Source organism: Burkholderiales bacterium (assembly GCA_036262035.1).
In the GTDB taxonomy this organism is placed as follows: domain Bacteria; phylum Pseudomonadota; class Gammaproteobacteria; order Burkholderiales; family SG8-41; genus JAQGMV01.
Genome location: DATAJS010000013.1, coordinates 213,235 through 227,639, shown reverse-complemented (window position 1 = coordinate 227,639; position 14,405 = coordinate 213,235). Strand labels below are relative to the sequence as shown.

Annotated in this window: 11 protein-coding genes; 5 read left to right on the top strand and 6 right to left on the bottom strand. The window is 67.3% G+C overall.

All coding sequences use genetic code 11. The features are described 5' to 3' along the window. Positions 1–139 precede the first annotated feature (139 nt). The 5 genes from VHP37_16495 to VHP37_16475 form a co-directional block, all read right to left on the bottom strand. Positions 140–1,537 carry an aldehyde dehydrogenase family protein gene (locus VHP37_16495; GenBank protein HEX2827953.1) on the bottom strand — a complete coding sequence of 466 codons (1,398 nt, stop codon included), beginning with the start codon at positions 1,535–1,537 and terminating at the stop codon, positions 140–142. A 31-nt stretch (positions 1,538–1,568) separates the two neighbouring features. Continuing rightward, entirely contained in the window at positions 1,569–2,342 is a 774-nt protein-coding gene (locus VHP37_16490) for a glucose 1-dehydrogenase (protein HEX2827952.1), read from the bottom strand. A 67-nt stretch (positions 2,343–2,409) separates the two neighbouring features. Further along, on the bottom strand, positions 2,410–3,807 hold the full coding sequence (locus tag VHP37_16485; protein ID HEX2827951.1) for a glutamine synthetase family protein: 1,398 nt from the start codon (positions 3,805–3,807) through the stop codon (positions 2,410–2,412). A gap of 100 nt (positions 3,808–3,907) precedes the next feature. Then, entirely contained in the window at positions 3,908–4,435 is a 528-nt protein-coding gene (locus tag VHP37_16480; protein HEX2827950.1) for a dihydrofolate reductase, read from the bottom strand. 21 nt (positions 4,436–4,456) lie between these two features. Next, positions 4,457–5,251: a thymidylate synthase gene (locus VHP37_16475; protein HEX2827949.1), complete on the bottom strand. Its 795-nt coding sequence runs from the start codon at positions 5,249–5,251 to the stop codon at positions 4,457–4,459. A 109-nt stretch (positions 5,252–5,360) separates the two neighbouring features. Here VHP37_16475 and VHP37_16470 point away from each other — a divergent pair, with 109 nt between their 5' ends. The 3 genes from VHP37_16470 (at position 5,361) to VHP37_16460 (ending at position 10,430) form a co-directional block, all read left to right on the top strand. Continuing rightward, positions 5,361–6,815, top strand: a complete 1,455-nt coding sequence (locus VHP37_16470; GenBank protein ID HEX2827948.1) for a leucyl aminopeptidase family protein — start codon at positions 5,361–5,363, stop codon at positions 6,813–6,815. Positions 6,816–6,898: 83 nt separating this feature from the next. Next, the gene (locus tag VHP37_16465) at positions 6,899–7,501 is read left to right on the top strand and encodes a hypothetical protein (protein ID HEX2827947.1); all 603 of its coding nucleotides are present in this window, start codon (positions 6,899–6,901) and stop codon (positions 7,499–7,501) included. Next, positions 7,404–10,430, top strand: a complete 3,027-nt coding sequence (locus tag VHP37_16460) for a DUF2339 domain-containing protein (GenBank protein ID HEX2827946.1) — start codon at positions 7,404–7,406, stop codon at positions 10,428–10,430. The genes VHP37_16465 and VHP37_16460 overlap by 98 nt, the downstream gene beginning before the upstream one ends. Positions 10,431–10,439: 9 nt before the next feature. Here VHP37_16460 and VHP37_16455 read toward each other — a convergent pair whose 3' ends face one another. Beyond that, a complete protein-coding gene (locus VHP37_16455; protein HEX2827945.1) occupies positions 10,440–11,876 on the bottom strand; it encodes an alkaline phosphatase family protein in 1,437 nt (478 codons plus the stop codon). A 146-nt stretch (positions 11,877–12,022) separates the two neighbouring features. On the opposite strand from VHP37_16455, the gene aroC reads away from it, so the two are divergent. Further along, positions 12,023–13,186, top strand: a complete 1,164-nt coding sequence (aroC, locus tag VHP37_16450) for a chorismate synthase (protein HEX2827944.1) — start codon at positions 12,023–12,025, stop codon at positions 13,184–13,186. Between the two features lie 50 nt (positions 13,187–13,236). Continuing rightward, a complete protein-coding gene (locus tag VHP37_16445; GenBank protein HEX2827943.1) occupies positions 13,237–14,370 on the top strand; it encodes an MFS transporter in 1,134 nt (377 codons plus the stop codon). The last annotated feature ends 35 nt before the right edge of the window (positions 14,371–14,405 follow it).

The window sequence follows — 14,405 nt, the reverse complement described above, 5'->3', positions numbered from 1 at the left end:
GAGCGGTGCCCGGTCTGTCACTCGCCGCGGATCCGGTTCTGTAGATGACCAACTTCATCGCGCACCTGAACGACGAAGTGCGGGCAATGACCCATGACGCTTTTGGCAGGTTGCGTCAGGCATAGCCGTAACGCGCTGCTCAAGCCCCTACTCTCAGGTGGAACGATTTCGGGCGCGTGAACGTCTCCAGCCCCAGCCGCGACAGCGTGCACCCGCGTCCTGAGTCTTTCACCCCGGTCCATGCCAGCGCCGGATCGAGATAGTCGCAGCGGTTCATGTACAGCGTGCCGGTCTCGACTTCGTCGCCGATGCGCTTCGCGGCGTCGAGGTCCTGCGTCCACACCGAAGCGGTGAGGCCGTAGCGGCTGTCGTTCATGAAGCGGATCGCATCGTCGTCGCCGTCGACGCGCATGATGCCGACGACAGGTCCGAAGGTCTCTTCCGACATGATGCGCATGCGGTGGTCGACGTCGACGAGCACCTGCGGCGCGAGATAGGGCGTGCCGTCCTGCGCGGTGGGGAAATCGGACGGATCGATGAGCGCGGTTGCGCCGACCGCCAGCGCCTGCCGGATCTGGGCGCGCACGGTGTCGGCCGCGTCGGTGCGCACCATCGGGCCCAGCGTGGTCTGGGGATTCAGCGGATTGCCGAGCCTGTACTGCTTCGTGAGCTCGACGAACGCTTCGACGAAGGGATCGTAGACGTCGCGGTGCACGTAGATGCGCTCGACGCCGCAGCACGATTGTCCCGAGTTGAAGAACGCGCCGTCGACGAGATTCTCGACGGTGGCCGCCAGCGGCGCGTCGGCCCGCACATAAGCGGGATCCTTGCCCCCGAGCTCGAGGCCGGCGCCGATGAAGCGCTCGCTCGCCGCCTGCTGCACGGCGTGACCGCCGCCGACCGAGCCGGTGAAAGCGACGTAGGCCACTCGCCGGTCGCGGATCGCGCGCCCGACCTGCTCGTGGTCGAGATGGACGAAATGAAACACGCCGTCGGGCAGCCCGGCGGCCTTGAACGCCTGCGCGTAGCGCTCGGCGACGAGCGGGGTCTGCTGCGCCATCTTGAGCACGACGGTATTGCCCGCGAGCAGCGCCGGCACGATCGCGTTCACCGACGTGAGCCACGGGTAATTCCACGGCGCGACGACGAAGACCACGCCGAGCGGCTCGCGCCGGATGTAGCGCTCGAAGCCGTCCTTCGATTCGATCGCGATGTCGGCGAGCGCCGCTTCCGCGATGTTCGCCATATATGTTGCACGCTCGTGGAAGCCGCGGCGGATCTCGAACGGGCTATAGGCGATCGGCCGCCCCATCTGGCGCGTGATCTCCTCGCCGATGCGGTCGGCGTGGTCGACGCAGTAATCGGCCATGCGCCGGCAGGTCGCAGCGCGCTCAGGCAGAGGGACGCGTTTCCAGTGTTTCTGCGCGGCGGCTGCTTGCTCGAGCACCTTCGCCAGCTCGTCGTTGGTCGCGAGCGGACGCTCGACGAGGATGGACCCGTCGATGGGCGAGATGGTTTTCTGAATCCGGTGGCTCATACGGCGCGGTGCGTTGCCACGCACCCTACGGTTAAAGCGGCGTCACGTACGCGGCCGTCAATCCGCCGTCGACGAGGAACTCGGTGCCGGTGACGTACGACGAGTCGTCGGACGCGAGAAAGAGCGCGCCTTTCGCGATCTCCGCCGCCTCGCCGAAACGTCCCATCGGGAGATGCACCAGTCGCCGTTGCTTCTTCTCCTCGGTGTCGAGGAAATCCATCAGCAACCTGGTGCGCAGCGGCCCGGGGCAGAGCGCGTTGACGCGGATGTTCTCGCGCGCGTGGATCACCGCGAGCTCGCGGGTGAGCGAGAGCACCGCGCCCTTGCTCGCGGTGTAGGCGATCTGCGGCGTCGCCGCGCCCATCAGCGCGACGAACGAAGCGGTGTTGATGATCGACCCGCCGCCCGCGCGGCGCAGCGCGGGGATGCCGTACTTGCACCCGAAGAACACCCCTTTGGCGTTGATGTTCATCGTCAGGTCCCAGATCGCCTCTTCGGTGGCGATCGCGTCGTCGTCCCTGGCGTGCATGATGCCCGCGTTGTTGAACAGCACGTTCAGCTTTCCGAAGGTCGTCTCCGCGAACGCGACCATCCGTTCGCAGTCGGCGGCTTTGGAGACGTCGGCCTTGCACGCGGCTGCGCGGCCGCCGGCCTTCTCGACGAGCGCGACCGTCTCCTGCGCCGGCGCTTCGTTCACGTCGACGACCACGACCGCCGCGCCTTCGCTCGCGAAGAGCGTCGACGCTTCGCGGCCGATGCCGCTGCCGCCGCCGGTGATCAATGCCACTTTGTCTTTCAGTCTCATGCTCGCTTCCGCTTCATCGTAGGGTGCGCGCAAGCGCACCGCGCGGTGCGTTACCACGCACCCTACGTCAAATCCTTTCGAAATATCGTTGACGTTCCCAATCAGTGACCGCGAAGTTGTAGGCGTTCTGCTCGGTCCTGAAGAAGTGCAGGTAGTGCTCGACGACGTCGGCGCCGAACGCTTCTTTGGCGAACGCGCTCTTCTCGAAGGCGTCGGCGGCTTCGCCGAGCGTGTACGGCACCCGCGGCAGGTCGTGCGCGGCGTAGACGTCACCGCTGAAGTGTTCCGGCGGCTCGATCCTGTTGCGGATGCCGTCGAGGCCCGAAGCGAGCGCGGCCGCGAAGCCGAGATACGGATTGCAGTCGGCGCCCGGGATGCGGCACTCGATGCGCAATGCCTTGCCCGATCCGACCACGCGGAATCCCGCGGTGCGGTTGTCGTGGCTCCACGCGATGCGCGTCGGCGCCCACGAGCCGTCGACATAGCGCTTGTACGAATTGATCGTGGGCGCGTAGAACACCATCACCTCGGGAAGGTGGGCGATCCATCCGCCGAGAAACCAGCGAAAGGCGTCGGAGCACTCGATCGGTCCGAGCGTGCGCTTGCCCGGAAAGGCGTTCGCGCCGTCGCGCCACAGGCTGAAGTGGATGTGGCAGCTCGAGCCGGGCTGGTCCGCATGAGGCTTCGCCATGAACGTGACCGCGCAGCCCATCGCGTCGGCGAGCTCTTTCATGCACTGCTTGAAGACGACGTGACGGTCGGCCATCTCGAGCGCTTCGGCATAGCGCACGTTGACTTCGTGCTGGCCCACACCCCATTCGCCTTTCGAGTTCTCGACCGGCACGCCCGAATACTTGAGATGGCGGCGCACCGCAGCGTGGTAATCCTCGGTGCGCGCGGCCTGGAGCATGTGATAGTCCTCGCGATACCAGCCCGCCGGATCGAGATCGCGGTAGCCCTGCGCCTGCGCCTGCGCGTAGGTCTTGCGGTAGACGTAATGCTCGAGCTCGGAGGCGGCGAACGCGTCGTAGCCGAGCGCTTTCGCGGCCTCGAGCTGGCGCCGGAGTATCGAACGCGGCGCGACCGATACGTACTCGCGCGTCTTCTCGTCTTTCAGGTCGCACAGCACCAAAGCGCTGTGGTTGAGCCAGCTCGCGGTGCGCAGCGTCGTGAAATCGGGGACGAGATGGAAGTCGCCGTAGCCGAGCTCCCAGCTCGCGAACGAGTAACCCGGGACCGGCTCCATCTCCATGTCCACCGTGAGCAGGTAGTCGCAGGCGTGCGCCCCGCCTTCGATGATGTCCTCGATGAACATCTCGGCGTCGAAGCGCTTGCCGAGGAGGCGGCCGTAATGGTCGGTGAAGCCGACGACGATCGTCTCGATGTCGCCGGTCGCGACGTGCTCGCGCAGCTCGTCGAGGGTCAGCATGCCTCTCAGGACACCGGCGGGTCTGCTCTGGGACAAGATACGACTCCCGTTCACGCGGGACCGACAGGATGCGGCCACAGCGAGAGGTTAGCAATAACCGTGCGCTCGCTGCGGTAGGAAGGCTTCTCCCTCCCCCTCAGGGGGAGGGTTGGGGTGGGGGTGGGTTTCTCCGATCGAGGACAGCGAGACGATATGCGTATGCGTGCTTCTCGTCCTTGCAGAATGCCTCAGCCCGCGTTTCCTTCCATTCAGTCATGTCGAGCGCCGGCATGAAGGTGTCGCCCGCCGGCTCGGCATCGACCGTGGTGAGATAGAGCCGATCCGCCACCGGCAGCGTCTCGCGGAAGAGGTCGGCGCCGCCGATGACGAAGATCTCGTCGTCGCCTGCGCACGCCTGGATCGCTTCCTCGATCGAGTGCGCGACGATCGCCCCCGGCACCGCATAGTCCTTCTGCCGCGTGACGATGACGGTCGTGCGGCCGGGCAACAGTCGTCCGATCGATTCGTAGGTCCTGCGGCCCATCACGATGTGATGGCCCATCGTGAGCTGCTTGAACAGCTTGAGCTCGTTCGGCAGGTGCCAGGGGATCCGGTTGTTCGCCCCGATCACCCGATTCCTTGCCATCGCCACGATCAAAGACAGTCGGGGTCGCGACCCGTTCACCCGTTCACCCGTTCACGAATTTCATACCGCCACGGGCGCCTTGATCGCCGGGTGCGGCTCGTAGCCTTCGAGCGTGAAGTCGTCGTACTCGAACGCGAAGAGATCGGTGACCGACGGGTCGAGCTTCATCACCGGCAGCCGCCGCGGTTCACGCGAAAGCTGCTCCCGCGCCTGCTCGAGGTGGTTGAGGTAGAGGTGCGTGTCGCCGAAGGTATGCACGAAGTCGCCGAGCTTCAATCCCGTCACCTGCGCGACCATCATGGTGAGCAGCGCGTACGACGCGATGTTGAACGGCACGCCGAGGAAGATGTCGGCGCTCCTCTGGTAGAGCTGGCAGGACAGGCGCCCTTCGGCGACGTAGAACTGAAAGAACGCGTGGCACGGCATCAGCGCCATGCGGTCGAGGTCCGCGACGTTCCACGCCGAGACGATCATGCGGCGCGAGTCCGGATTGCTCTTCAACTGCGCGAGCACCTGCGAGACCTGGTCGATGTGGCGGCCGTCGGGCGCAGGCCACGAGCGCCACTGGTAGCCGTAGACCGGACCCAGATCGCCCTTCGCATCGGCCCACTCGTCCCAGATCGAGACGCCGTTCGCCTTGAGGTAAGCGGTGTTGGTCTCGCCCTTCAGGAACCACAGCAGCTCGTGGACGATGGACTTGAGATGGACTTTCTTCGTCGTGAGCAGCGGGAAGCCGGCGTTGAGATCGAAGCGAAGCTGCGCGCCGAACACCGACAGCGTGCCGGTGCCGGTGCGGTCGCTTTTGCGCGTGCCGTGCTCGAGCACGTGACGCATGAGATCGAGGTATGAGCGCATATCCGTTTAAATGCGTGAACGGGTGAACGCGTGAACGCGTGAACAGGTCTCGCAATTTTACGCCGATCGCGCTCCTATAATGGCGCGTTTGCCTTCCAGCGCTGCTTATATGCTTGCCAAACTCCAGCAAAACCCTGCGCTTTTTTCCGACGCCGACTCCAAGCGCGCGCGGCACGTGCTCGTCGTGCTGCCGGCGGCCGCCAAAACGGCCGACGTGCCCCATCGCGCCGTTCTCGATGCGGCGTTGAAGCGCCGTAACAAAAAGCTCGAAGACCTGCGCAAGGCGCCGCTCACCACCGAAGCGGGCGGCGCGCTCGTCTCCTGGGTCGCCGACGATGCGGCGCGATCGACGTTCGAGCGCCAGACGCTGATCCGCAAGGCGTTGCAGCCGCTGCTCGCGGAAAACCCGGCCGAGCTCGCGATCGCGGTCTTCGGCGACGCCAGGGCGCGCGCGGCCGCCGCGGAGCTCGCGGTATATACGGCGTGGGTGAACGGCGTGCGCCTGCCCGTGCGCAAGAAAAAGAACGACGCGAAGCCGCTCGCGACGATCAGGCTCCACGGGCATCGCGACCGCGGCGGCTTGGCCGATGCGCGGGCGCGCGCCGAGGGCAACGCGCTCTGCCGCGAGCTCACCGTGCGGCCGCCGAACGATCTCACGCCGGGTGCTTATCGCGCGCGGCTGCGCGAGCTCGCCAGGGACGAAGGCTGGCGCATCGAGGAATTCGACATGAAGCGCCTGCGCAAGATGGGCGCCGGCGCTTTCGTCGCGGTCGCGCAGGGGAGTGACGTCGACGATGCGGCGATCGTGCGGCTTTCCTACCGGCCGCGAGCCGCGAAAAAGACCGTCGCGCTGATCGGCAAAGGCATCTGCTTCGATACCGGCGGCCACAATCTCAAGCCCGCGCAATACATGGCTGGCATGCACGCGGACATGAACGGCTCGGCGGTCGCGCTCGGCCTCCTGCTCGCGGCGAGCCGCACGAAGTCGCCGGTCGCGATCGACTGCTGGCTCGCGCTCGCCCAGAACCATATCGGCCCGCGCGCCTACAAGCAGGCCGACGTCGTCACCGCGCTGAACGGCACGACGATCGAGATCGTGCACACCGACGCCGAAGGCCGCATGGTGCTGTCCGATACGCTCGCGTTGAGCGCGCGCGAAAAACCGGCGCTCATGGTGAGCTTCGCGACGCTCACCGGCAGCATGAAGGTCGCGCTCGGCAACCGCTACAGCGGCATCTTCGCGACCGGCGAGGACATCGCGCAGGCCGCGCTCCAGGCGTCACGCGCTTCGGGCGAGCGGGTCTGCGTCTTCCCGATGGACGACGATTACGACGAAGCGCTCGACAGCCCGGTCGCCGACGTCAAGCAGTGCACGCTGGAAGGCGGCGCCGACCACATCCTCGCCGCACGCCTGTTGAAGCGCTTCACCGAAGACCGTCCGTGGATACACATGGATCTCTCCGCGGCGAACGCGAAAGGCGGCCTGGGCGCGGTGGCCGGCGACGTCACGGGTTTCGGCGTGGCGTGGGGCCATGCACTGTTGCAGGCGCTCGCGGCCCCGTAGACCGACAAGCCTAGCCATGCGGCGTCGTCCCCGGCGGTAATGCCGCGTTAGAACCAAAAGTAAATGCCGGCACAGGGGGGCTTATGTGGTTCCTGGGACTCGTCGCGGGCGCAATTATCGGGGGAGTCGCGGCAGGCGCCGCGGGCGGCGTCATCGGCGCCGTGCTCGGCGTTTTCATCGGGTGGGCGATCGCCCAGAGCCGCGACACCCACGAGCAGGGACGCATCGAACGCCTGGAGCGCGAGCTCTCGGCGTTGCGCGATCGCCTCGAGCGCCTCGAGCGCGAAGCCCGGACGCGAGTGCCCGAGGCCCCGCCGGCTGCGACCGCGCGCAGCGAACACAGACCTGAAGTCGCGCCGGTCGTCACCGCCGCAATAGCCGCGCCGCCGATCCCGCCTCGCGCGCCCATATCCGAAGCCGCTGCACCGCAACCGACCGAAGCCGCCGTGCCGGTCAAAGCGGACGCGGACCGTCCGGCGGGCTCGGTGCCGGCGCAAGTGCTGGGCGCCGTTGTCGGGGCGATCGTCGGCGGGGCGGTCGGCGGCGTGATCGGTTTCGTCATCGGCTTGCTTCGCCGGCTGGGGCGCGGTGGCTGCGGTGCAGGCGCAGAACCGCAACGCCGAACAGCAGGCGCGAGAGATCCGCGGTGCGGTCGCACGGCGCTCCGCCGCGACCGCAGCCGTTGAGCCGCTCAGCGAGGCCGCGCCCACCGTCATCGCGCCGCCGCCGGTGGTTGTTTCGCCGCCTGCCGCGCCATCGGGCGGCACGGTCGATCGCAGCGATACGCCCGAGCTCGCGTGGCTGCGCCGTCTCGTCAGCGGCAACATCGTCGCCAAAGTCGGCGTGCTCATCCTGTTCTTCGGCGTCGGCTTCCTGCTGAAGTACGCCTACGATCAGGGCGTGCTGCCGGTGCCGGTCCGCCTCGCCGGCGTGGCGCTCGTGGGAATCGCGATGGGCCTCGCCGGCTGGCGGCTGCTCGAAACGCGCCGGCTCTACGGACTGATCCTGCAGGGCGGCGGCATCGGCCTGCTGTACCTCGACGTGTTCTTCGCGCTGAAGATCTACGGTCTCGTCGATCCGGGTCTCGGCTTCGCAGCGTTCATGGCGCTCGGCATCGCGGCGACGCTGCTCGCGGTGCGCCAGGATGCGCGGGTGCTCGCGGTGCTCGGGCTCACCGGCGCGTTCCTCGCGCCCATCCTCGCGAGCACCGGTCGCGGCGATCACGTGCTGCTCTTCTCGTACTACACGCCGCTCAACGCGTTCGTCCTCGCGATCAGCTGGTTCAAGGCGTGGCGCGACCTGAATCTCGTCGGTTTCATCTTCACCTTCGTCGTCGGCTTGCTGTGGGGCGCGAGCAACTACCGGCCCGAGCATTTCGCGACGGTCGAGCCTTTCGTGCTCATATTCTTCGCGATGTATCTGGTGATCCCGATACTCTTCGCGCAGCGCCAGCCGCCTGAGCTGCGCGGGCTCGTCGACGGCACGCTGGTCTTCGGCACGCCGCTCTGCGTCGCGTTCATGCAGTCGGCGCTGGTGAGGGACTTGCCGTACGGCCTGGCGTGGAGCGCCGCGGTGGGCGCGCTGATCTACGCGGTGCTCGCGTTCATGACGATCCGGCGCGACGGCCTGAAGCTGCTCGGCGAGACCTACGTCGCGCTGGCGCTGGTCCTGCTCACGCTGGCGATCTTCTTCGCGTTCGACGCCTACCCGACCTTCGCCCTGTGGGCGCTCGAAGGCGCGGCGATCGTCTGGGTCGGCCTCAGGCAGCGCCGCGTGCTCGCGCGCTGGTTCGGCTACGCCTTGCAGCTCGCAGGCACCGTTTACTTTCTGCTGCGGTATCCGGACTACGCGCTGGCCTCGCCGTTCTGGAACGAGTTCGTCATCGGCTGCGCGATCATCGCCGCGGCGGGCTTCGCGATCGCATGGCTGCTGCGCCGTTACGCGGAAGCGCGCAGCGCGGCGGAACCGACGCCGTCGATGTGGCTCGCCTGGGCCGGCGCGTGGTGGGCGGTCGCCGGCATACACGCGCTGTATCGCGCATACCCATGGGAAACCTTCGTCGCCGCGCTGCTGGTGTTCATGGCGCTCACCGTCACCGCGTTCGAGCTGGTCGGTGCACGGCTGCGCTGGAATGAGCTGCGGCAGCTCGCGTCGATTCATTTCTTCGCGCTCGTCGTGATCGCGGCGATGACCGCGCTCGGCGGCGACGGGCGGGTGTCGTTCTCGCGCCCGCTCGCGCACGGCGGCTACTGGACGTGGCCCGGCAGCTTCCTGGTGCTCTTGTGGATCCAGGCGCGTCACGTGCGCGACGGACTGGTCGCCGCGGACAACCCGCTGCTCGTCCTGCGCTGGTTATTGATCGCCGCGCTCGCGACCTGGGATGCGCTCTGGCTGTTCGGCCACGACGAGTACGGTCAGACCCTCGCGTGGGGCGCGGCCGCGATCGCGCTCGCGTGCGTGCGCTTCCGCCTGCGCGAGCGCAACGACGCGAATGCGCGCAGCATCGCGCCGGCGGTGCTGGCGTGGGGGCTCGTCTTCTGGTTGCTCGCGGCGCTGGCGTGGATCGATCGCGACCTTGCCGACGACGCCAAGCCGGCCGCGGTGCTGGCTTTCGCGGCGCTGTCGTGTTTCGTGGTCGAGATCGGCGGCAGCTTCGTCCAGTGGTCACTGCTGCGCCGTTGCGCGAGCGTCCTGCCGGCCGCCATGGCGCTCGTGCTGATGGCGATCGTCGCCGGCGGCATGCATCCGTTCGCGCAACACGGCTGGCTGACCTGGCCCACGGCGCTGGCGCTCCAATATCTCGTCATGCAGCGGCCGGAGCGCGACGGCGTGGCCATCGCTTCGGCGGCACAGCACGTGGCGGCGCTGTGGATCCTGACGGTGGCGATGACGTGGGAAGCGGTCTGGCAGATCGACGCATCGGGGCTCGGCCGGCCGTGGCAGGCTGCCGCCTCGGCGCTCGTGCCCGCGGCGATCGTGGCGGCGGTCGGCGCGCTGCGCCGTTTCTGGCCTTTCGAGCCGCATTACGTGCCGACGTATCGCGACCGGGCGCTCGGCGGCATCGCCGTCTGGCTCGTGCTGTGGATGCTCGTCGCGAACCTGTCCGAGCCCGGGTCGATGCAGCCGCTCGCATACGTTCCGCTGTTCAACCCGCTCGACGTCGCAAGCCTGTGCGCGCTGGCGGCGCTGTGGTTTTGGGCGCGATCGTTCGGCGGCGAGCACGACCTTTCGCGCAACGCGGCGCAGATCCTGGCGGCGTTCGCGTTCGTCTGGGTGAACTGCGTGCTGCTGCGGACCATTCATTACTGGGGCGACGTGCCGTACGAGTGGCTCGCGCTCTCGCGCTCGGTGCTCGTGCAGTCGGGCTTTTCGCTGTTGTGGACCGCGAGCGCTTTCGTGCTGATGCTCTATGCGACCCGCAACGCGCGCCGCAAGCTCTGGATGCTGGGCGCGGCGTTGCTCGCGGTGGTCGTGCTGAAGCTCTTCCTCAACGATCTCGCGAGCACCGGCACGATCGCGCGCATCGTGTCGTTCCTCGGCGTCGGCGCGGGGCTGCTCGCGATCGGCTATGTCGCGCCGGTGCCGCCGGGCGATCGCGAGCTCAGTGGCAAGTAGTCCAGCGGCTCACGCAGCGGCGCGCTCGCGACGCCGTCCCCAGCCGGCGAGCGTCGCCTCGACGTCGAGACCGAGGTCCGCGAAGAGTAGCGGCGCGATGTCGACGCTCTCGATGCGCGTGCGCCGGTCGTTCGCGGCGACGTTCGCGCCGCAGCGGATGACGATGCCGAGCGGCTGGTGATAGCCGGTGCCGGCATCGCGCTGCATCACTTCGATGCCGAGCTCCGCGAACGGGATCTCGGTGCCGCCGGGTGTGCGCAGCCGGCCGCCTTCCACCAGCTCGCGGGTGCAGCCGATCGAGAACAGCACCGTATTGCCCTCGACGTCGATGTCGTAGAAGGCCGGTCTGCCGTCCGCGCCGACCAGCGAGCTGACGCGCTCCACGAACGTGGCGGCGTCGTCGCTCGAAGCGAGCTCGACGGTGAAGTTCGGATGCATCGCCATGCGCGACTCGAACGGCTTCCGGTAGCCGATCCTGCGCACGAATCGGGACAGGTCCTCGATGCGGATCTCGCGGTCGTGCTCGCCGGCACGGTCGATCGCTTCCTGTCCCATGCTCGAGACGATATACAGCCGGCCTTCGCGCGCGTCGACGTAGCGCCGCAGATAGCCGATCTGCTCGTCCGCGTAAGCCATCGCGATCTCGAGGCTTTGCGCGTGGAAGCGGTCGGCGTCGCTCTCGATGCGGTAGTCGAAATCCTCGGGGAACGCGTACTTCCAGTAGCGGTGCATGATGCCCGCGACGTGGTTGGTGAAGTAGGTGCAGAAGTCGGGGGCGCTGTGCTCGAGCGCATGCTTGAACACGTCGAAGGACACCGGCGCCTGGAGCATCGCGCGCCGCGACCGGTGCAGCGGCGAGCGTTTCTCCGCCGCGAGCTGCTGCGCGAGCCGGTAAGCGGTCCTGGCGCTGAGGCCGTTCACGAACAGACGCGCGAGATTGGCGGCGATGCGCGCATCGAGCTTCGCCGGCTTGGCGACCGCGCCGTCGGCCTGGGTCTGCTGGAGGTTGACGACCTGGAAGCACGAATAGCGCCCGGGAATCGTCTCGGGTCCGGCCGCGAACGTGTCCGGCACGTAGAACGCGTACGATGCGTCGCGCGGCGGCGGATACGACTGCATGCTGCCGAAGACGCCGACTTTTTTCCCCGCTTTCGCGAGGACCTCCCACAACGGCGGATACTGCGCGGCCGCGGCGAGATCCTGGTTGATGAAACGGATGTTGTGGCTGCTGTTGTAGACGCCGCGATGGACGGTCGGCCACGTCGTCCACGGGTGCAGCTCGCCGGTATCGTGGGTGACGGACGTGTACGTCTCGGCGTCGCGCAGCGCGGCCGCGAGATGCGAGCGCGGGCGGCGCGCGACGTACCAGTCGACCACGCGCCACGGGACTTCGTTGAGCTCGTACAGCACGACCGGTGCAGCAGAAGCAGGACGGGCCTGATCCATCGTCACTCCTTCGTTGCGCGGTGAAACGCTGAGCGTCGAAGCGATTGACTGCTGCGGTCTTCTGGGGCCTGGAAGGGCCTGCCGTATCCATGGGTAACGCACCCCCATGTTAAACTCGAAACCCGATTCTTTCGAGCATTTCCCCCATGTCCGGCAGCACCCTCGGCAAGCTCTTCACCGTCACGTCTTTCGGCGAGAGCCACGGCCCCGCGATCGGCTGTGTCGTCGACGGCTGCCCGCCCGGGATGGTGTTGTCCGAGGACGACATCCAGCCCGAGCTCGACCGCAGGAAGCCCGGAACCTCGCGCCATGTGACCCAGCGGCACGAGGAAGACCGAGTCGAAATCCTCTCCGGCGTCTTCGAAGGACGCACGACCGGCACGCCGATCGGCCTGCTCATCCGCAACGTCGACCAGCGCAGCAAGGACTATTCGAAGATCAAGGACAAGTTTCGTCCCGGTCACGCCGATTACACCTACTGGCAGAAGTACGGCATCCGCGACTATCGCGGCGGCGGACGGCAGTCGGCGCGCGAGACCGCGGTGCGCGTGGCGGCGGGCGCGATCGCGAAGAAATGGCTGCGCGAGAAATACGGCGTGGTGATCCGCGGCTACATGTCGCAGCTCGGGCCGATCGAGATTCCGTTCCTGTCGTGGGAAGGCGTGTACGACAACCCGTTCTTCGTCGCCGATCCCGCGTACGTGTCGCAGCTCGAAGAGTTCATGGACAAGCTGCGCAAGTCCGGCGACTCGGTCGGCGCGAAGATCACGACGGTCGCCTCGGGCGTTCCGGTCGGTTGGGGCGAGCCGGTGTACGACAAGCTCGACGCCGATCTCGCGTACAACATGATGAACATCAACGCGGTGAAAGGCGTGGAGATCGGCGCCGGGTTCAATGCGGTGTCGCAGCGCGGCACCGAGCATTCGGACGAGATGACGCCGCAGGGTTTCGTCACCAACAACGCGGGCGGCATCCTCGGCGGCATTTCGACCGGGCAGGACGTCGTCGTCAACGTCGCGATCAAGCCGACCTCGTCGATCCGTCTCACGCGCCACACCATCGACGTCGCCGGTGAAGCCGCGACGATCGAGACCCACGGCCGCCATGACCCGTGCGTCGGCATCCGCGCCACCCCGATCTGCGAAGCGATGATGGCGCTCACGCTGATGGATCACGCGCTGCGCCACCGCGCGCAGAACGCCGACGTCGTCACCTCGACGCCGAAAGTCGCTGCGCAGGCGCCCTCCGACGTGATCGAGAAGCTGCGCGAGCCGGCGCCGGTCGAAGATCCCGAGCCCGACGAAGCTTGAGCCGGTAATTGGGGTCAGGTCCACATTTCCGCCGACCTGCAGGTCGAAATGTGGACCTGACCCCAATTAAACGTCTCGCCGGTTTTTACTTCTTCTATTTCGCCTACCTCGGCACGTTCGCGCCGTTCTTCGGGCTGTACCTCGAAAGCGTAGGCCTCACGCCGCTCGACATCGGCGTCGTGCTCGCGCTGCCGCAGGTGACGCGCATCGTCGCGCCGCACCTGTGGAGCTGGCTCGCCGATCGCGGCAACGCGCCGGTGCGCGTGGTGAAGCTCACCGGGCTCGCGGGAACGCTCGTGTTCCTCGCGATCTTCGCCGGGACGAAATTCGCGCTGATCTTCGCGGTGGTCTTCGCGATGACGTTCTTCTGGAGCGCCGCGCTGCCGCTGATGGAAGCGACGACGCTCACGCACCTGGGCGACGAGACCGCGCGCTACGGGCGCGTGCGCGTGTGGGGCTCGATCGGCTTCATCGTCGCGGTGGTCGTCGTCGGCCATGTGCTCGACTACATCGCGCTGTCGGCGGTGCCGGTGCTCGTGCTGACGATGATGGTCGGCATGCTCGCGTGCGCGTGGGTCGTGCCGGAAGCGCGCGTGCCGTACCACGAAGCCTCGCCGCCGGTGGGCAAGCTCATGCTGCGGCCCGAAGTGCTCGCGCTCATCGCGGCCGGCGCCTGCATGTCGGCGGCGCACGGGCCGTATTACACCTTCTATTCGATCTACCTCGTCGCCGAAGGTTACAGCAAATCGGCCACGGGCTGGCTGTGGGCGCTCGGCGTGATCTGCGAGATCGGCGTCTTCGCGTGGATGCCGCGGCTCTACCGCGCGTTCACGCTGCGCCAGATCCTGGTCGCGAGCTTTGCGCTCGCCGTGCTGCGCTTCCTGGTCATCGCCTGGCTCGCGCACAGCTTCATCGCGCTCGTGTTCGCGCAGACGCTGCACGCGGCGACGTTCGGCTCGTTTCACGCGGCCTCGATCGGCTACGTCCACAAGCTCTTCAAGGGGCGGCTGCAAGCGCGCGGACAGGCGATCTACGGCAGCATCGGATTCGGCGTCGGCGGGGCGCTGGGCAACCTCGCGAGCGGCGTGCTGTGGGAGTCCGCCGGCGCCGCCTGGACGTTCACGTTCGCCGCTGCCTGCGCGGGGCTCGGCCTCGCGATTTTCTCGCGTGGAGTGAAGGCTTAACGCCCTGTATAATCGGTCGTTTTTACCGCTCCGAT